Source organism: Nonomuraea sp. NPDC049400 (assembly GCF_044466425.1).
Taxonomy (GTDB): Bacteria; Actinomycetota; Actinomycetes; order Streptosporangiales; family Streptosporangiaceae; genus Nonomuraea.
In genome coordinates this window covers 188,582-206,740 of the sequence record NZ_JBITMP010000009.1, presented here as the reverse complement: position 1 = coordinate 206,740, position 18,159 = coordinate 188,582, and the positions used below count along the sequence as shown (strand labels likewise).

Below are 18,159 nucleotides of genomic sequence, written 5' to 3'. Positions count from 1 at the left end.
CGGCCTGTCACACGGTGGCTCACACGGTGGCCACGTGGGCGAGTGGCTCGCCGCGTACGTAGCGGGCCACGTCCGCGGCCACGATCGAGGCCGCCTTCATGGCCGTCTGCTTGCTGGCCCCCGCCAGGTGCGGAGTCATGATCAGGTTGGGGGTGGTGAGCAGGCGCGAGCCGGCCGGGATGGGCTCTTCGGGGAAGACGTCCATCGCGGCGCCGAACAGGTGGCCCGACTCCAGCGCGTCGCACACGGCGTCGTAGTCGAGCAGCGCGCCCCTGGCGCAGTTGACCAGGACCGAGCCGCGCGGCATGGCGGCGATCTCGGCCGCGCCGATCATGCCGACGGTCTCGGGGGTGGCGCGGGCGTGCAGGGAGACGAAGTGGGAGCGGCGGAGCAGCTCGTCCAGTTCCACTTTGCCGGGCACGTCCACGTACGGGTCGTAGACCAGCACGTCCGCGCCGAAGCCCTCGAGCATGCGGGCCACGCGGCGGCCGATGGCGCCGTAGCCGACCAGGCCGACCGTGTTGCCGTCCAGCTCGGGGCCGACGTTGTCGTACATGTAGTAGTCGCCCCGCCAGACGCCCCCCGCCAGGTCATTGTGCGTCTGGGGGATCCTGCGGGTGGCGGCGAGCAGCATGGCCAGGGTGTGCTCGGCGGTGGCCACCGCGTTGCGGCCCGGTGCGAACGTCACCGCCACGCCCGCCGCCTTGGCCGCCTCCAGGTTGGCGTTCACGGGGCCGCCCCGGCTCACGCAGAACAGCCGCAAGTCAGGGGAGGCGTCCAGGACACGCTTGGTCAAGGGGGCCATCTGGGTCACGCAGACCTCGACGCCGCGCAGCGCCTCGATCAGCTCGTCCTCCACGTCCGACGCCTCGTCGACCTCGCCCACCCGCCCGAACGGCTCGACCGGCCACGGCAGCGTCAGCTCGCGGATGTCCACCTCGCCGGGGACCTCCCGCCTGAGCGCGTCGATGAGCAGGCTGTTCCGGACGAAGTGGTCACCTGCGGCAAGGACTCGGATGGTCAACGAACGGCTCCAATCGGGGAGTTGTACTGCAGCATCGCGGCCCGCCGCCCAGCGCGAAGTCGCACCTCGGTCAGGGCGCAGTTGTCCAGGCGCGGGAACAGCCGCCGGTACTCGCCGAGCGGCACGCCGATGAGACGGCACAGCGCGAGCCGGATGGCGGTGGTGTGCGCGACCACGAGCACGCGCCCGTCGGCGTGGGCGGCGGCGATGTCGTTCAGGGCGGCGACGAACCGGTCGGCGGCCTGGTGGGGGTTCTCGCCGCCGGGCAGCGGGTGCTCGGCGGGGTCGGACTCGAACGCGGCGCGCGCCTCGGGGAATCGGGCCGCCATCTCGGCGGAGGTCAGGCCCTCGCCCTCGCCGAAGTCCAGCTCGCGCAGCCTGGCGTCGGTCTGGAGCGCGACGCCCGCCTTGGCCGCGCCGGCGGCGGCGGTGATCTGGGCGCGGCTGAGCGTGGAGGCCCAGACGGCCGACAGGCCCGCCTGACCGGCCCACTCGGCGAGCTGGGCGGCCTGGGCGTGGCCGCGCTGGGTCAGGTCGATGTCGCTGATCCCGGCGTAGCGGTTCTCGGCGTGCCAGACGGTCTCGCCGTGGCGTACCAGGACGAGGTCGGTCATCGGTTGGTCCTCTCGCGCGCGTGTTCCGCGGCGGCCGTGTCGAGCCAGCCGCGCCGCTCCAGCTCCGTGACGAAGCGCAGGTACGCCTCGGTGAGATCGGCTCCCGACGGGTCGACCACCGCGCGGGTCCTGATCATCGGGCCGGCGTCGCCGGCCGCCAGGACGGCCATGCCCAGGGCGGGCTCGGCGTTCTCCCGCAGCGTCACGGGACGTCCCAGGACGTCCGCCCGGAGCCGCGTCCAGTACGCGCTGCGGGTGGCGCCGCCGGTCAGGATGAGCTCGCCGTCCACGGGAGCGCCGAGCAGGTCGAGGTAGTCGAAGCAGAGGCGCTCGACGAAGGCCGCGCCGAGCAGGATCGCCGCGTAGCGCTCGACGTCGTCGGCGGGGCTGCCGAGCGTGAACCCCTCGGCCTCAGGGGCGTCGAACGGGAAGCGCTCGCCACGCGACACCAGCGGGTACGTGACGCTCCCCGGCGGGCCGGGACGGGCGGCGGCCTGGGCGCTCAGGGCGTCGAGGTCGCGGCCCGGCAGGTCGCGCGTCAGGACGCCCGCGCCGGTGCTCGACGCGCCTCCGGGCAGCCACGAGCCGTCCGGCGCGCGGTGCGAGTAGACGACGCCGAGCGGGTCGTGGATCAGCTCCTTGGTCACGCCCTTGAGCACCAGTGTCGTGCCCAGCACGGAGTTCCAGCTGCCCACCCGGTTGGCGCCCGCGCCGAGCTGGGCCGCGCACCCGTCGGTGGTCCCGGCGATCACGGGCGTGCCCGCGGGGATGCCGGTCTCCTCGGCGGCCTCGGCGCAGACCACGCCGAGCCGGGTGCCGGGCCGCACGACCTCGGGCAGGATCTCCGCGGGCACTCCCAGCGCGTCCATCACATCGAGGGGCCAGCGCTCCTCGATGAGGTCGACGCCGGTCTTCAACGCGTTGCTCAGGTCTGTGGCCACCTCGTGCCCGACCAGCCGCCGGTTGACGAAATCGTTCTGGTGGGCGAGCCGGGCCCCTTCGGGCGCGTCCGCCAGCAGCCAGAGCAGCTTCGGCAGCGCCCAGTTCGGCTGCATGCGCCGGTAGCCGAGCCGCTCCCAGACGGGCGCGCCCACCTCGTTGGCGCGCCCGGCGTCGGCGCGGCGGTCGTCGTACATGAGCGCGGGCGTCAGAGCCCGGCCGGAGGAGTCCGTGAGCAGGATCGTTCCAGATGTCGCGTCGACGGCCACGCCGGCCACCTCGGACGCGGGCACGTCCCGCAGTGCCTCCCGGGCGGCGCCGGCCAGCTCGCGCCACCACTGCTCGGGGTCCTGCTCGTGGCGGGGGCCGTCGCGGTGGCTGGTCAGCGCGCGGCTGGCCGTACCGACCACCTGGCCGTCGTCGGCCACGGCCAGCACCCGCACGCTCTGCGTCCCGAGATCGACACCGATCCACACGCTCATCTACGGCCCCTCATCTCGGCCAGCAACGGCCAGGAGGCCGCGTTCGTCCCGCGCAGGGTCAGGAAGTCGTCGAACAGCCGCGAATACAGCGCCTGGCGGGCGGGGGCGGGCTCGAGCGCGTCGCGCATGCGTACCCGCTCCGAGGCCGCCGCGGCGATGGACGGGGCGGCGCCGGTGGCGGCCAGCCCCACCAGGTACGCGCCCCGCGCGCCCACCTCGGCGTCGGCAGGGCGGCGCACCGGCAGCCCGGTGACGTCGGCGATCAGCTGGAGCCAGACGGTGCTGTTCGAGCCGCCGCCGCACACGCGCAGCTCCGTCGGCTCGGCGCCGGTGGCGGCCAGGCAGTCGCGGATGACCATGGTCAGCCCTTCGAGCGCCGCCCGGGCCACGTCCTCGCGGCCGTGCTCGAACGACATGCCCAGCAGCGACCCCCTGGCCAGCGGGTCGGAGAACGGCGCCCGCTCACCGGCGGGCGACAGATAGGGCAGCAACGTCAGCCCGCGCGCGCCCGGCTGGCTCAGCAGGGCCAGGTCGCCCAGCTCAGCCGGGCCGTTCAGGCCCAGCAGGCGGCAGGTCCACTGCACCACTTCCGTGCCCGCGAACGTGGGGAAGGCCCGCACGTAGCCGCCGGGGATCGCGATCGTGATCCCGGTCGGCTCGCCCTCCAGGTCGGCGGAGTCGACGATGATCTCGGTGCACAGCGTGGTGCCGAGGATGCCGCACGCCTGCCCGGCCCGCACCGCGCCCGCGCCCAGTGCCGTGGCGGCGATGTCGTACGGGGCCATCACGACCGGTGTCCCGGCGGGAAGTCCGAGCGCCGCGGCCGCCTCCCGGGTCAGCTCGGCGACGTGGCCTGAGCGGATCGGGGGCAGCAGCCGCTCGGCCCACTCCGTTCCGAACAAGGCGAGCAGCGAAGGGGAGTAAGCACGCGCCCGCAGGTCCATGAACGGCGCGGAGGCGTCGGACTCGTCGGCCACCAGCTCCCCGGTCAGCTTGGCGAAGATCCAGCCGCCGCAGGTCAGCATGGCGCTCGAGCGGTCGAGCCGTCCGGGATCGTTGGCGTGCAGCCAGGTCAGGATCGCGTGCGGCAGCCCGGAGGCGGCCGAGGAGCCGTTCAGGCGGAAGGCCTCGGCCGCGATCCCGGAGCGGGTCCACGCGTCCACGGTCGAGGCCGCCCTGGCGTCGTTCCACAGGATCGCGGGCCCGGTGGGCTCGCCCTTGGAGTCGACCAGCCAGCAGCCGTCGCCCTGCGCCGTCACGGCCACGAAGTCCACGTCGCCGTCCAGCCGGGCGGCGACCTCGCGGACGGTGGCGGCGACCGCCTCCCAGACGGCGCCCATGTCCTGCTCGGCATGGCCGGGCGCGGGCCGGGAGACCGCGGTCTCCCTCCTGGCGACGTACGCCTCCGCGCCCTCGGCGTCGTACCCGACTGCCTTGATGACCGTGGTCCCCGCGTCCACGCAGATGATCGCCATCAGGCCCTGCCGTGGGAGGTCCTCGACCGCCGCGACACGGAGTCGACGATCACCGCGAGCAGCAGCACCGCACCGGTGACCACGAACCTGATCGACGAGTCGAGGTTGAGCAGGGTGAGGCCGCTGGAGATCGACTGGATCACGATGATGCCGAGCAGCGCGCCGAACGCCGTGCCGCGCCCGCCGAACAGGCTCGTCCCGCCGATCACGGCCGCCGCGATGGCGTTGAGGTTGACGTCGCCCGTGCCGCTGGACTGGTTGGCCGCCGCGAGCCTGGCCGCGGCCAGGATGCCGCCGACCGCAGCGAACGTCGAGCAGAGCACGAACACCGAGGTGTAGATGGCCTTGACGTTGATGCCGGCCCGGCGGGCGGCCTCCACGTTGCCGCCCACGGCGTAGACGGCCCTGCCCCACTTCGTGCGCGACAGGAGGTAGTGCATGATCAGTACGAGCGCCACGAAGAAGACGAACATCCAGCCCACGCCGCGGGTCTGGCCCAGGTACCAGACCACGAACGCCAGCACCACCAGCAGCGCCACGCTCCTGGCGGCCAGCACCGACACGCTCCTGGCCGACAGCCCGGCCCTGCGCCGCTCCCTCGCGTGCAGGTAGCCGCTGGCGAACAGCCACACGGCGGCGATGACCGCGAACGTGTACGACAACCAGGCCGGGACGAAGTCGAGCTGCGCGAAGTTCACCAGGCCCGAGTCGAAGGGCAGGTTGATCGAGCCCTTGGTGCCCAGCACGTACAGCTGGAGACCGAGGAAGGCGAGCAGGCCCGCCAGCGTGATCACGAAGCTCGGCACGCCGAACCTGTTGAACAGCTGCCCGTACACCCAGCCGATGACCGCACCCATGATCACCGCGGCCGCGATGGCCAGCCAGACCGGCAGCCCCTCGCTCACGAACAGCACCGCGAGGACCGCGCCCGACAGTCCGCTGACCGAGCCCACCGACAGGTCGATCTGGCCCACGAGCAGCACGCACACGATGCCGAGCGCGATGATGCCGACTGCGGCGGACTCCAGCGTGAGGTTCACCAGGTTCGCGCTGGACAGGAAGACCGGGTTGAGGACCTGCAGCACCGTCCAGATGACCACGAGCCCGACCACGACGGGGATGACGCCCAGGTCGCCGCCGCGGGCCCGCTCGAGCACGTCGGTGAGCGCGCCGCGCAGCCCGTCGCGGTTCTGGAGCCGCTCGTCCTGGCGGTCTGTCGTCAATGTGCTCACGCCTGAGCTCCCCTCGTGTCTATGGCCTCACTCCGTGAGGCGGGCTCGGTCGCCTCTGATGCCGCCGCCTTCCCCCGCTCTGGTCGCTGCGCTCCCGCCGCTCCTCCAGACGACGGCGCTCCCTCGCGGGCCGCACGCCTGGACACCACGTTGTCGGTGGCGCCGGTGATGGCGGCGATGATGTCCTCGGTGGAGACCTGGTCCACGTCGAACACTCCGTTGTTGCGGCCGAGCCGCAGCACCGCGACGGTGTCGGCGACGGCCTTCACGTCCGCCATGTTGTGGCTGATCATGATGACGCCCAGGCCGTTCTCGCGCAGCCGCTCGACCAGGTTGAGCACCTCGGCCGTCTGCGCCACGCCGAGCGCGGCGGTGGGCTCGTCGAGGATGATGACCTTGGGGTCGCCGAGCAGCGACCTGGCGATGGCCACCGTCTGCCGCTGGCCGCCCGACAGTGCCGCGACGGGCACCCGTACGCTCGGGATCTTCGCGGAGAGCTGGCGGAGCAGCTCCCACGAGCGGGTCTCCATGGCCACGTCGTTGAGGCGCAGCGGACGGATCTCCTGGCCGAGGAACAGGTTCTGGATCACGTTGAGGTTCTCGCAGAGCGCCAGGTCCTGGAAGACCGTGGCGATGCCGAGCTTGTGCGCGGCGGCCGGGGTGGGGATCTCGACCTCGTTCCCCTCGAACGTGATCGTGCCCGCGTCCGGCGGGTGCACGCCGGAGAGGATCTTGACCAGCGTCGACTTGCCCGCGCCGTTGTCGCCCACGACGGCGACGACCTGTCCGGCCGCGACGTCGAGTTCTATGTCGGTGAGCGCGGCCACCGCGCCGAAGGTCTTGCTGATCCCGCGCAGGGACAGGACGGTCATCGGCGCTCTCCTACTTGATGCCGAGCTCTTCGCAGCCCTTGGCGTACTCGCCGGTGCAGACGTCGGCGGCCTTCATGATGCCGCTGTCGAACAGCACCTCCTTGATGTTCTCCTTGGTCACGACCGTGGGGACGAACAGCTCGGAGGGGGTGTTGTAGAGCGTGGTCTTACCTGCGGGCTTCTTGCCCTGCATGAACTCCCAGGCCGTGTTCGCCGCGGCCTCGGCCACGATCTTGATCGGCTTGGAGATGGTGTTGTACTGGTCGCCCGCGATGATGCGCTGCGCGGCGGCGACCTCGGCGTCGTTGCCGGTGACCGGGGGCACCTTCACGCCGGCGGCCTTGAACGCGGCGATCGAGCCGCCGCCGGTGCCGTCGTTGGCCGCGACGACGCCCACGATCTGGTCCTTGAACTGCGTGATCTGGCCGCTGACCCAGGTCTGCGCCTTCTCCGGCTGCCAGTCGGGGGTGTCGTACTCGGCCAGCAGCTTGAAGCCGCTCGGGTCGACCGCGCTGTGGATGCCCTTCTTGATCAGACCGGCCGCCGCGTCCGTGGGGGAGCCGTTGACCTGGAGGATGCCGCCCTTGGCGTTCTCCTTCTTGAGGTGGTCGACCAGGGACTGGGCGATCATCTGGCCGATCTTCTCGTTGTCGAACGAGATGTAGTAGTCGGCGGGCGTGGCCGGGACCGGCCGGTCGTAGGCGATGACCGGCACCTGCTGCGACTGGGCCGACTTGACGATGGTGGCCGCGGCGGCGGAGTCGACCGGGTCGATCACGATGGCCTTGACGCCCTGGGCGAGCGCGGAGTTGGCCTGCTGCTGCTGCTTGGCGGCGTCGGAGTCGGCGTTCTGGTAGATGACCTGGCAGGTCGGGCAGAGCTGCTTCATCTTGGCCTCGAACAGCGGCTTGTCCTGCAGCTCGTACCGGGTGGAGGCCAGGTCGGGCATGAGGAAGGCCACCTTGGCGTTCTCGACGGCGCCGCCACCACTGGTGTTCCCGCCGCTGGAGCCGGCGCCGGAGCCGCACGCGGCCAGCGCCGAGCCAGCGAGCACTGCCACTGCGGCGAACGTGGAGGTCCGCATCTTCGCTCTGTTCACGGGTTTGTTCCTCACTTGCTACCGGGATTCATGACGCACTGCCCCCGAAACAGGACATGGCCCTCACAAAAGGGCACATCCTGTGGTGCGGCTCACGGTAGCGTGCCTTCTGAAACTTTGTCCAGCAAAGATGTTCAGACTTGGCGCGTGGCCGCCACCAGGCCCTCCGCGGTGGGGACGTCTGTGACGAGCTGGTTGAAGTAGCCGCCCTTGGCGCCCGCGACGATGGACAGCACCTTCTCGGCGCCCACCGCGACCGCGATGGTGGCCGGGATGCGGCGCAGCTCCTCGACCTTGGTGGCGACCAGGCGCTCGCTGCCGGGGTACGTGATCGGCTCGCCGTCCCGGTCGTAGACGCGCATGCACACGTCGCCGACGGCATGGCGCAGGCTGTCGGCGTCGCGCGGCATGAGGGCGGGCATCATCTGCCGCATCAGCGGGGCCGAGCCGACGCCGATGATGGCGCACTTGGCGTGCGCCCACAGGTCCATGACCCGGCGTACGGACGGCTCGTGCTGGAGCGAGTAGAACAGCTCGGGACCGGGCAGCGCGGGCGCGTAGAGGTAGGCGGGCACGCCGCCGACGCGTTCGGCCAGGATGCGGGTGGTCTCGTTGGTCTGGAACCAGGGCTGCGGCTCCTCCTGGCCGCCCACCGCGGGGGCGATCGTGACCCCGGGGTAGTGGCCGAGCCCTTCGCGGGCGCACTCGTAGACCGTGGTGCCCGACGAGACGAGCACGACGTCGCCTGACTCCAGCCCGACCCCCGCCAGCGCGCGGGCCACGGCGGGGGCCAGCCACGGGCCCAGAGTGGGGCCGCTGACCTTGGGGACCAGGTAGACGCGCTGCAGCTGGAGTGCCTCCGCCACCTCGGCGGCCAGCGGGCCGTCCCGGAGTGTGGCCGGCCTGTGCACCTTGATCTCGACGATGCCCTGCTTGCGGGCCTCGGTCAGCAGCCGGCTCACCGTCGCTCTGGAGACGCCGAGCCGCTTGGCGATGTCGCCCTGGGTGGCCTCTTCCATGTAGTACTGCTGGGCCGCCGCGTACATCAGCTCCAGGGGGAACCTGGCCTGCGTCTCCGGTGCGACGTCGGCGGCATTCATGCGCGCGCTCCTGTACGTTGCGTGAACATTTTTTCTGAACTGATGCGCAAACGACTATATGGTGGGCCGCGTTCAGCGGTCCACCACAGGTAGCGCAGTCCGCACCTAAGCGGGGCCGTGTTCAGCGGTCCACCTAGGCGTCACTCTCACTCTTCGCTTACGATTGACTGCGCAAAGTAGCGGTCACGAGTGAGGAGGGACAGTGTCCAAAGGGATGTTCGTCGCGGCGGCCATCGGGCTCGTGGCCGCGGGCATGGCGCCGCCTGCCCCCGCGGTGGCCAGGGTCCTCAAGTGCGACACGGTCGTGCAAGAAGAGGGCAGCGCCCTCGGCGTCGCCGCGTGCAGCAACCCCACGGGCGAGACCTGGATGTTCCGCGCCGTGGTGGTCTGCCGGCGCTCGCTCGACGTCCTGGGCGAGTGGGTGACGCTGCCGCCTGGCGGCTACGGGCAGTCCCAGGGATCCTGCGACAGTGCCGGCGCCGGCACCGTGGGCGTGGAGGAGCAGCTCGCCTGAGGATCACGGGGGTGCGAGCAGCTCGCCGGAACCGCGGGCGATGAGGCGTACCGGCAGTTCGATGTGCTCGGGCGGGCCCGCGTCGCCGCGCAGGCGGCGGAAGAGCAGCTCGGCCGCCACCCGGCCCATCCACGCCGGGTCCTGCGCCACCACACTCACCCGCGGATGCAGCAGGTCGGCCAGCTCGAAGTCGTCGAACCCCACCAGCGCCACCCGCTGCCCGTCGAGCGCGCGCAGAGCAGTCACGGTGTAGCGGCCGTTGCCGGTGAACAGCGCGGACGGCGGATCGTCCAGTGCGAACATGCGGGCCAGGTCCGCGCGCACCGCCTCCAGCGCGGGTGGCCGCATCGACACCAGCCGCTCGTCGAACAGCCCGCCGAGCGCCTCGCGGTAGCCCTTGAGCCGTTCGGCGGCGGTGAAGATCCCCGGAGCGTCCCCGAGGAAGGCGATCCTGCGGTGGCCGTGGCTCATGAGGTGGCGGATCGCCTCCATGGCGCCGCCCGCGTTGTCGGCGAGCACCGTGTCCACGTCGATCCCCGCCCCCGGCGGCCGGTCCGCGAACACCACCGGCGTACCGGCCTCCAACTCGGGACGCAGGTAGGTGTGGTCCTCGCCGGCGGGCACCACGATCAGCCCGTCCACCCGGCGCGCGCAGAACGTCTCGACCAGTTCCCGCTCCCTGCCCGGCTCCTCGCCGGATGAGCCGCTCAGCAGCAGGCAGCCGTGCTCGATGACGACGTCCTCGACGGCCCGGCTCAGACCCGAGTAGAACGGGTCCGCCACGTCCTCGATGACCAGCCCGATCGTGGCGGTCCTGCCGCTGCGCAGCACCCTCGCGCTCTCGTTGCGGGTGTAGCCCAGCCGGTCGATGGCCGCGCGCACCCGCTCGGCCGTGGCCGGGTGGACGCCGGGCTCGCCGTTCACGACGCGCGAGACTGTCTTGAGCGCCACGCCCGCGGCCGAGGCGACGTCCTTCATCGTCGGTCTCACGGCAGGATCATGTCTCACTCCGACCTGGTAGACAACGTTGTCAGGGCGTTATGCGAGAGTGGTCCTCTATGTCGTTGAGATCTGCCGTGCTGGTCGCCGGGTTCGTACTGGCCGCGCTCAACCTGCGCCCCGCCATCGCGGGCGTCTCCCCGCTCCTCGACGAGATCATGAAAGACGTGGGCCTCTCGCCCGCCGGCGGCGGCGCGGTCACCACGGTCATGGTGGTCTGCCTGGGCGTGTTCGGGCCGGTCACGCCGCTGCTCGCGCGGCGCTTGGGGCTGGATCGCACGCTGCTGGCCGGCCTGCTCGTCATCGCGGCGGGCGTGACGCTGCGCGGCCTCGACGGCGCGCCCGTGCTCTACCTCGGCTCCGCCCTCGCCGCCACGGCGATAGCCGTCATGAACGTCTCCATGCCCGCCGTCGTCAAGCAGCACTTCCCCACCCGGGTCAACCTCATGACCGGCGTGTACGTCGCCTCGGTGGTGGCCGGCGCCACCCTCGCCTCCGGGCTGGTCATCCCCGTCGAGCACGCCACCGGGTACGGCTGGCGCGGCGTCTCCGCGCTGCTCGCCGTGCCGGCACTGCTGGCCACGCTGCTCTGGCTGCCCCAGGCGCTGCGCAAGCAGGGCGGCGACCAGAACGGGCCCAGGCCGTTCGGCGCGGTGCTCAGGAGCCGCGTGACCTGGTACGTGACCGGGCTCATGGGCCTGCAGTCGCTGACCTTCTACGTCATGCTGGCCTGGCTGCCGACGATCTTCCTGGAGGCCGGGCTCCCCGCCGACCAGGCGGGATACCTGCTCAGCCTGACGAACCTCGTCCAGGTGGCCGCCTCGCTCGCGGTCCCCGTGCTGGCCGGCAGGCGGGAGTCGCAGGTGTCGTACGTGGTCGGCGCCGGGGTGCTGACCGTCCTTGGCTACCTCGGCGTGCTGCTGGCCCCCGCGACCGCCCCGTGGCTGTGGATGATCGTGCTGGGGATCGGCCAGGGAGCCTCGTTCGCGCTGGCACTGCTGATCATCGCGCTGCGGCCCGCCGATCCGGCCGCCGTGACCGCGCTGTCGGCCGTGGCGCAGTCCGTGGGGTACGTGATCGCGGCCCTGGGGCCGCTGCTGTTCGGGTTCCTCAGGCAGGTCTCCGGCGGCTGGTCGGTGCCGCTGACCGTGGGGCTGGGGGTGCTCGTCCTCCAGATCGCGGCTGGGTGGTTCGCGGGACGGCCTGCTACCTTAGGCAAGGCTAACCTATAGGGAGGTTCCAGCGTGCTGACCGAGGCGCTCCAGCGTCTTGCCGACGGGCGGGGCGGGGTCATCGGGGTCGAGCCTGACCTGGTCATCGAGCCCGACGAGAGCTGGACGCCGGTCACGGAGCTGCTGCGGGAGCCGTACGCGCTGCTCATCGAGCTGATCGACCAGACGGCCGCGCGCTGGAACGCGCCACGCCACGTCGGCGCGGCGCTGTTCTGGAAGACCTACAGCTACTGGCACACGCTGCCCATGGCGCTCGGGTGGGCGCTGGACGGGCGGGTGCCGATCATGCGGCTGGCGGACACGTACTTCAAGGTGTCGGACGCCGGGGTGACGGTCGCGGCGACGCGCGTGAGCTGGGGCTCCGGCGCCCACGTGATCGGTGAGGCGCTCGCCGAGTCGCAGCGGCCGCTGGTGAAGGCCATCGAGGCGGTGGCGAAGGTGGGCGAGCGCACGCTGTGGGGTTCCACGGCGGAGGCGTTCGCCCACCCGCTGACCTCGATCGTGCCCGGCGACTACCTGCGGCTGCTGAAGGAGATCGGCGCGCCGGTCGACGGGCTGATCGAGCCCGCCGGCGACGGCTATTTCCGCAGGACCTGCTGCCTGTGGATCACACTGCCCGATGTCGAGCCCTGCGGAAGCTGCTGCGTGCTCAGGCCACCACGGCCTCGTCCAGCGGCCTGAGCTCGTCGGCGTAGCTCACGGAGACGCGGCGCATGACGCCGGTGTCGTCGATCGAGTACTGGCCGAGCCGCCACAGCGGCGGCGAGTAGGCGTGGATGGAGACGCTGCCGTCGATCGCGCCGTTGAGCCGGTGTATGTGGTCGGGCCCGAACGAGAACGACTGGCCCTCCGAGACCACGGTCTCCAGGTGCTCGCCGCCGATGCGTGGGTTGCACTCCAGCAGCGCGCCCTGCACCACGTGGACGGCTCCCGAGGAGATGTCGTGGTCGTGCCAGCCTGTGTCGTCCTCGGGGCGCCAGCACAGGAGCCAGACGTCCACGTACGCGTCGCGGTAGAGGGAGGCGTAGTGCCTTCCGCCCTCTTCCGGGAAGGACACCTGGTCGCGCCACTCCTCGGGGTGGGCGGCCAGCTCGTTCACCAGCTCGCGCAGCTCGCGGCGGTCGAGGGTGCGCTCAGGTAGCTGGGCGCAGGTCCCCCCGTCCTTGATCTGGTTCGTGTTCACGTACGAGTCTCCCTTCTGAAAAGCAGACGACGGGGGTTCACGACCCGGATGGCGTGGCCGGCGGCCGCGCCGAGCCCGGGCTCGGGTGCTTTGGCGTAGGGGGCGTCGGAGCCGTTGACGACGACGTCGATGCCCAGCTCGCGGACGATCGCGTCGATCGCGCGCGGGCCGTAGGAGGAGGTCTCCACGAAGAAGTCCGGGTCGACCAGGCCGCGGGTGCCGCCGCCCCTGGCGATCAGGCGCTCGGAGTGCAGCGGGGCCAGGCCCGCGAGCGCCGCGAAGCAGACGCGCAGCCTGGGGTGTCTGGGCCGTACCACGGCGTGGAAGTAGTGCCACGCGGCGTGCAACTGCTGCACGTACGGCACCACGGCGGGCCACCACGGCGGCGTGCCGGGGGCCGCGGCGGCGGGCCCCGGGTGGACGAACAGCGGCAGGTCCCTGTCCGTCAGCACCTCGAGCAGCCGGTCGTCCGGTACGGCCGTCGCCGGGATCTGCAGTCCGACCAGCTTCCTGGCCGGGCTCCGCTCGGCGTGCCGGGCCGGAGGTCCTGGCTTCGCCGCGGATCCGTCCCAGCCGCGGTCGAGGTCCTTGGCCAGGCGGTCGGGGTCGGGCTCGCTGAGGCACGTGGACGCCCAGGCCCCGAACGGCTCGCCCAGCGCGAGCGCGCCCTCGTGGTAGGCGTCGATCAGCGGCCACGCCTCCTCGGGCGGCAGGGACTCGATGCCGAGCGGGCTCGACATCGACACCAGCGCCAGCTCCAGGCCGGTGGTGTCCCTGCGGTCGTCGGGGTCGATCTCGTACGGGGGTTCGCCGTCGAGGATCAGCGTCCAGCCGTCGACGTAGGGAGGGGAGGTGCGGGCGCGCAGGGCATCGACGAACGGGCGGGTCCACACATGCTGATGGACGTCGACGCTCACGGCCTCCTCCTTCCTCTATTCCCTACTAAGATTACATGTTAATCGGCTGTTCTGGGCAACGGCTCCTGTGAACCGTTTCAGTGATACGCTTCAGTGAACCGCTTCACATGCCGCTTGTCAACGGCTCGGGGAAGCGGCCGGACGACAGGCCCGTGGCGGAAACTGTGGTTCTGTCGGTGTCACCGAATAGGCTGGCTGAATGCCTCGAAAGAGAGCCACGATCCGGGAGGTGGCTCAGGCCACGGGCCTGTCACCCGCGGCCGTCTCCTATGCGCTGCGCGGCCTGCAGGTGTCCGAGGAGACCATGGAGCGGGTGCGTGCCGCGGCGGCCGAGCTCGGCTACGAGGCCGACCCCATCGCCAGGGCCCTGGCCAGCGGGCGCACCGGCATGATCGGCCTGCTGTGCGGCTCGCTGGAGGACCTCTGGCAGCAGTCCCTGGCGGTCGGCATCAGCAGGGGTCTGCGGGAGAAAGACCGTTATGCCCTGATCCTCGATGCGGTCGGCGACCCCGCCCGCGAGCGCGCCTTCGCCCAGCGGCTCCGCGACCAGCGCGTTGACGGCCTGATCGTCCAGCCGATCGACCCGGCGGCGGCGTTCTGGGCCGAGCTGTGCGAGTCGCTGCCGGTGGTCGCGATCGGCGACTCGATCGCGGGCACGGCCGGGGAGGTCGTCTTCGACAACCGGCGCGGTGTGACGATGGCCCTGGAGCATCTGCGCGACCTCGGTCACCGCCGCGTCACGGTCCTCACCTCGACCAGGGCGAGCACGCCTGACCGGCCCGCCGACCTGCACGTCACGGCGGAGGGCGAGCGGCTGGGGCTGGACATCGAGGTCGTCACCGCCCCTCACGGGCTGGCCGGCGCCACCTCGGCCGCCCGCGACCTGCTGACCGCGCGGAGGCCGAGCGCGGTGTTCTGCTTCGCCGACTCGATCGCTTACGGGGTTTACGCGGCCGCTCAGGAGCTTGGGCTGTCCGTTCCCGGTGACGTGTCGGTCATGGGGTATGACGACCACCCGATGTCGGGGCTGCTCACGCCCGCGCTCACGACCGTCGATTGGGACATCGACGGGATCGTCCGGGCCGCGGTCCGGCTCATCTCGGCGGCGGCCGACGGCGGCACCCGACGACGGCGCGTCGTCCAGGCGCCCACACTCAGGGAACGAGGGTCGGTCGCCCGGGTGGGGTGACGGGGGCTCGCCGCTTCGGGGGCGCAGCGTGCGCCGGGCACCGCCGTGCCTCGTCTCGCCGCACCGGCGCTGGAAAGGCGGGCGCGTCGTCCAGCGAGGGGCACCTCGGGGGCGCGTCCCGGGGGCGTAGGACGCGACATCGGCCGCCGTAGCAGGCGTCGCATGGTGCCGTGCCGTGCGCGCGTCCGCGGTGAGTGCCGTGCGCGCGTCCGGGCGGCGTCGGGGCCAGGGGCGTTCCCCAAAACGTCAGGTGGATGGGGGGAGTGACAGGGCGCGGCGGGAGGCGGTGAGGTCGGTGGTGAGGGGGCGGTCCGGGGTGGGGCCGTGCAGGGCGCGGGTCGCGGCCGTGTGCTCGCAGGCCAGGACGATCTCCAAGGGCTCCAGGCAGCGAAGGGCGTGGCGGGCGGCCTGGGTGGCGAAGCCGGCGTGGTCCTCCGTGCCCAGGGAGATCACCGCCGTGCCCGTCGTCACGGGGTTGGCGAGGTGGCGGAGCTCGGCCAGGGCGTCCTGCGCCACGTACTCCAGGATCAGCAGCCCCGAGGCGCCAGGGCGGTCGGCCAGGAAGGGGTGGTGGCCGGTGTAGGCGGGGTCCATGAGGGTGGCCAGGCGGGCGGCGCTGAGCTGGGCCGTCTGTACGAGCGCGGCCCGCAGCGAGTCGAGCGCCAGGGACACCGGCGCCGCGTGGAAGTTGCCGTTGTGCCAGGCCAGGGAGCCGGAGATGAGGGGGTTCTCGGTGGCGGCGTTGAGGTCGGTCTCGACCGCGGCGCCCGCCCGGCCGAGGGCGTCCACGGCGGCGCCGTGCACCTGGGCGAAGGCCCGGTACCCGTACGGGTCCTGCACGCGGGTCCCAAGACCTTGGGCGAGCAGGCCGCGCAGGCGTGCCGCCACGGCGGCCTGGCCGGGTTGGGGACGGGCCTCCTGCACGGCGGCGGCCAGCGGCTCCGCCGAGGCGTGCACGGCGGTGAACGACATGGCGGCGACGTCGATGGCGGCCTCCAGCAGGTGGCGGAGGCGGTGGCAGGCGATGGCGGCGTCGGCGAGCGTGGCGGCCCCCGAGCTGATGAACGGCAGCGCGTCCCCGGAGGCGAGCGGGAAGCGGGGCTGGTCAGGAGGGGATGGCGAGAGTTCGTGGTGCCAGGGGAGCTCGCCCAGCAGGCACAGGGCGGTGGTGGCCAGGGCCGTGAGGTCGCCGGTGCCGATGGCGCCGTACGTGTGGATCGGCGGGGTGAAGCCGCCGTTGATCGCGTCGGCCAGCACCGGGAGCACGGCCGGGTCTATGCCGGAGCCGCCCGCGAGGAGCTGGTTGAGCCGGACCACGAGCATGGCCCTGGCGCGGGCGGGCGGGATCAGCGGGCCGGCGCCGCACACATGGCTGCGGAGCAGGTCGAGGCCGGGCTCTTCGACGAGTACGCCCCTGTTGGCGCCCACGCCGGTGCTCCGCCCGTACACGGGGCCCTTGAGCTCCTGAGCGGTGGCCCACGCGGCCCGGGCCCGATCCAGAGAGGCGATCGTGACCCGGGCCCCGCCGTACGCGGCCTCGTGCACCTGCGCGCAGGTCAGGCCGGCACCGTCGAGCTCCACGTGGGGTTCAGTCGCCGTCGGGAAGGATGAGGCCCAGCAGCCAGCTCACGACGCTGACGATGATCGCGCCCCAGAACGCGGCCGGGTAGAAGTTGTCGACGTGGAAGGGGATGTCGAGCTGGCCCGCGATCCAGCTCGTCAGCAGCAGCATGGCCGCGTTGATGACTAGCAGGAACAGGCCGAGGGTAAGGACGACGATCGCGCACCCGAGTGCCTTGACGATGGGCTTGACGATCGCGTTCACGAGGCCGAAGATCAACGCCACGATCAGGAGGACGCCCCAGTATTTGACCGAGTTGGCCGGGGCGTTCACCTCGATGCCGTCGAGGAACTGCACGGCGACCCAGAGGGCCACCGCGGCCGCGATTGTTCTGATGATGAATCTCACGCTGGTTGATCCTCCCACTTGAGATCGGCAATTCGATAGTGGCGCGGCCACTACGATTCCCCGCGGTTACCGAGGGTAGTCACCGGTTATCGTCGGCCCAACTCGGGAAGGGGCGTCGAGGGGAGGGAGCGAGATGGACGCGAACGGGCTCGAGTCGTTGCCGGCCGATGAGTTGCACGATCGGGCGGTGCGTTACGCCGTACGCCACGGGGACCTGGGGTTTCTCTGGGACCTGCTGAAGGTGATCCCGGCCGCCGAGGCCGCCAGCGGTCATGGTTCAGAGACCGCCAACGACCTCAGCAGGGTCTCCGCGCTGCTCAGCGACGCCATCGCCTCCGGCGAGGGAGAGCTGGGCGAGGCGCTGCGCCCGATCTACATAGAGTATTTGCGGAAACATCCGGACGCCTGAGCGTGCGAGCGAAGGCTGAGGATGCGACACCCATCGCCATGCGTGCCACCCTCCGTAGCCACTCGATCGCGACCGGCTCACTTGAAGCTGCGGCGGTCAGCCCGCGAGGCGGGCTTCCGCGCCGCTGTAGCGGGCGAAGCCGGGCGTGCTGATCTCCTGTCCATCGCGAGTGATGATCATCGTCTGGTACGGCCCCGCCGCCGCCAGCTCGGCCGCGAAGCGCCTGGCCAGGATGGGCCCCATGGCGTAGACGGCGGTGGCGTACGCGTCGGCCAGGCCGAGGTCGGGGCCGATCACCGTGACCGAGCCGAGGCCCTCCTCGACCTGCCCGGTGTGCGGATTGACCACGGGCGTGCCGCCGGAGGTGGCGATGCCCAGGTCGTGGGCGAGGACGACCTTGCGCACCACGTCCTTGTCCTTGCGCGGGTCGCGGATGCCGACGCGCCAGCGTTTGCCGGGGGCGGCCGAGCCGCGCACCCGTATGTCGTCGCCCGCGCTGATGCGGTGGTCGCCCGCGCCCGCATTGACCAGGGCACGGGAGAGCCGCTCGAGCGCCCAGCCCTTGATGTAGCCGGACGGGTCGATGACGCCGTTGATGCGGGGCTCGAAATAGCCGTTGGTGGCCTCGCTGAGCTCGTCGCAGCGGTGGAGGACCTCGATGAGCTCGGGGACCTGCCTGATCGTCTGCCCGCGGTTGAGCCGGCCGATCTGGCTGTCCTCCCTGACCGGGCTGAAGGTGTCGTCCACCCATCTCAGCCAGGAGAATGCGTCATCCAGCAGGGGGACCAGCTCGCGCGCCGGGAGAGCGGTGCGGATGTCCACACTGACCGGCATGCCCATGACCATCTCGACACGGGCGCTTCCGGGGAAAGTCGTCACCTTGCCTCCTTGTCCGCAGCCCACCGTTGCA

The 18,159-nt window shown here is 71.7% G+C and carries 19 protein-coding genes; 5 read left to right on the top strand and 14 right to left on the bottom strand.

The genetic code is table 11. The features are described 5' to 3' along the window. Positions 1-19: 19 nt before the first annotated feature. From ACIBVN_RS16340 to ACIBVN_RS16305, 8 genes are all read right to left on the bottom strand, one after another. Positions 20-1,024 (bottom strand): 2-hydroxyacid dehydrogenase, encoded by a 1,005-nt coding sequence (locus tag ACIBVN_RS16340; protein WP_397137004.1) that lies wholly within the window; start codon positions 1,022-1,024, stop codon positions 20-22. Further along, positions 1,021-1,638, bottom strand: coding sequence for a histidine phosphatase family protein (locus ACIBVN_RS16335; RefSeq protein ID WP_397137002.1), 618 nt, complete (start codon positions 1,636-1,638; stop codon positions 1,021-1,023). The genes ACIBVN_RS16340 and ACIBVN_RS16335 overlap by 4 nt, the downstream gene beginning before the upstream one ends. Then, positions 1,635-3,059, bottom strand: coding sequence for an FGGY-family carbohydrate kinase (locus tag ACIBVN_RS16330; protein ID WP_397137000.1), 1,425 nt, complete (start codon positions 3,057-3,059; stop codon positions 1,635-1,637). The genes ACIBVN_RS16335 and ACIBVN_RS16330 overlap by 4 nt, the downstream gene beginning before the upstream one ends. Further along, positions 3,056-4,534 (bottom strand): FGGY family carbohydrate kinase, encoded by a 1,479-nt coding sequence (locus ACIBVN_RS16325; RefSeq protein WP_397136998.1) that lies wholly within the window; start codon positions 4,532-4,534, stop codon positions 3,056-3,058. The genes ACIBVN_RS16330 and ACIBVN_RS16325 overlap by 4 nt, the downstream gene beginning before the upstream one ends. Continuing rightward, positions 4,534-5,766 (bottom strand): sugar ABC transporter permease, encoded by a 1,233-nt coding sequence (locus ACIBVN_RS16320; RefSeq protein WP_397136996.1) that lies wholly within the window; start codon positions 5,764-5,766, stop codon positions 4,534-4,536. The genes ACIBVN_RS16325 and ACIBVN_RS16320 overlap by 1 nt, the downstream gene beginning before the upstream one ends. Beyond that, the gene (locus ACIBVN_RS16315) at positions 5,763-6,638 is read right to left on the bottom strand and encodes an ATP-binding cassette domain-containing protein (protein ID WP_397136994.1); all 876 of its coding nucleotides are present in this window, start codon (positions 6,636-6,638) and stop codon (positions 5,763-5,765) included. Before ACIBVN_RS16315 ends, ACIBVN_RS16320 begins: the two co-directional genes overlap by 4 nt. A 10-nt stretch (positions 6,639-6,648) precedes the next feature. Then, complete coding sequence (locus ACIBVN_RS16310) at positions 6,649-7,737, bottom strand: sugar ABC transporter substrate-binding protein (RefSeq protein WP_397136992.1); 1,089 nt, start codon at positions 7,735-7,737, stop codon at positions 6,649-6,651. A gap of 134 nt (positions 7,738-7,871) precedes the next feature. Further along, complete coding sequence (locus tag ACIBVN_RS16305; protein WP_397136990.1) at positions 7,872-8,837, bottom strand: sugar-binding transcriptional regulator; 966 nt, start codon at positions 8,835-8,837, stop codon at positions 7,872-7,874. A 202-nt stretch (positions 8,838-9,039) separates the two neighbouring features. Between ACIBVN_RS16305 and ACIBVN_RS16300 the strand changes: the two genes are divergently transcribed. After that, positions 9,040-9,351 (top strand): hypothetical protein, encoded by a 312-nt coding sequence (locus tag ACIBVN_RS16300; RefSeq protein WP_397136988.1) that lies wholly within the window; start codon positions 9,040-9,042, stop codon positions 9,349-9,351. 3 nt (positions 9,352-9,354) lie between these two features. On the opposite strand, the gene ACIBVN_RS16295 is transcribed toward ACIBVN_RS16300, so the two are convergent. Then, the gene (locus ACIBVN_RS16295; protein ID WP_397136986.1) at positions 9,355-10,341 is read right to left on the bottom strand and encodes a LacI family DNA-binding transcriptional regulator; all 987 of its coding nucleotides are present in this window, start codon (positions 10,339-10,341) and stop codon (positions 9,355-9,357) included. Positions 10,342-10,409: 68 nt separating this feature from the next. On the opposite strand from ACIBVN_RS16295, the gene ACIBVN_RS16290 reads away from it, so the two are divergent. Together ACIBVN_RS16290 and ACIBVN_RS16285 are read left to right on the top strand one after the other, a co-directional pair. Next, positions 10,410-11,582, top strand: a complete 1,173-nt coding sequence (locus ACIBVN_RS16290; RefSeq protein WP_397136984.1) for a CynX/NimT family MFS transporter — start codon at positions 10,410-10,412, stop codon at positions 11,580-11,582. A gap of 12 nt (positions 11,583-11,594) precedes the next feature. Continuing rightward, on the top strand, positions 11,595-12,263 hold the full coding sequence (locus ACIBVN_RS16285; RefSeq protein ID WP_397136982.1) for a hypothetical protein: 669 nt from the start codon (positions 11,595-11,597) through the stop codon (positions 12,261-12,263). Here the strand turns inward: ACIBVN_RS16285 and ACIBVN_RS16280 are convergent. Both ACIBVN_RS16280 and ACIBVN_RS16275 read right to left on the bottom strand, forming a co-directional pair. Beyond that, positions 12,232-12,765: a cysteine dioxygenase gene (locus ACIBVN_RS16280; RefSeq protein WP_397136981.1), complete on the bottom strand. Its 534-nt coding sequence runs from the start codon at positions 12,763-12,765 to the stop codon at positions 12,232-12,234. The genes ACIBVN_RS16285 and ACIBVN_RS16280 overlap by 32 nt on opposite strands. After that, a complete protein-coding gene (locus ACIBVN_RS16275; RefSeq protein WP_397136979.1) occupies positions 12,762-13,682 on the bottom strand; it encodes an amidohydrolase in 921 nt (306 codons plus the stop codon). Before ACIBVN_RS16275 ends, ACIBVN_RS16280 begins: the two co-directional genes overlap by 4 nt. 199 nt (positions 13,683-13,881) lie before the next feature. Between ACIBVN_RS16275 and ACIBVN_RS16270 the strand changes: the two genes are divergently transcribed. Next, positions 13,882-14,871: a LacI family DNA-binding transcriptional regulator gene (locus ACIBVN_RS16270; protein ID WP_397136977.1), complete on the top strand. Its 990-nt coding sequence runs from the start codon at positions 13,882-13,884 to the stop codon at positions 14,869-14,871. Between the two features lie 246 nt (positions 14,872-15,117). Here the strand turns inward: ACIBVN_RS16270 and ACIBVN_RS16265 are convergent, their stop codons facing one another. Continuing rightward, entirely contained in the window at positions 15,118-16,452 is a 1,335-nt protein-coding gene (locus tag ACIBVN_RS16265; protein ID WP_397136975.1) for an aromatic amino acid lyase, read from the bottom strand. A 7-nt stretch (positions 16,453-16,459) separates the two neighbouring features. After that, positions 16,460-16,840 carry a phage holin family protein gene (locus ACIBVN_RS16260; protein ID WP_397136974.1) on the bottom strand — a complete coding sequence of 127 codons (381 nt, stop codon included), beginning with the start codon at positions 16,838-16,840 and terminating at the stop codon, positions 16,460-16,462. Between the two features lie 133 nt (positions 16,841-16,973). Between ACIBVN_RS16260 and ACIBVN_RS16255 the strand changes: the two genes are divergently transcribed. Beyond that, positions 16,974-17,249 carry a hypothetical protein gene (locus ACIBVN_RS16255; protein WP_349455159.1) on the top strand — a complete coding sequence of 92 codons (276 nt, stop codon included), beginning with the start codon at positions 16,974-16,976 and terminating at the stop codon, positions 17,247-17,249. 96 nt (positions 17,250-17,345) lie between these two features. On the opposite strand, the gene ACIBVN_RS16250 is transcribed toward ACIBVN_RS16255, so the two are convergent. Beyond that, positions 17,346-18,128, bottom strand: coding sequence for an FAD:protein FMN transferase (locus ACIBVN_RS16250; protein WP_397136972.1), 783 nt, complete (start codon positions 18,126-18,128; stop codon positions 17,346-17,348). Positions 18,129-18,159 lie beyond the last annotated feature (31 nt).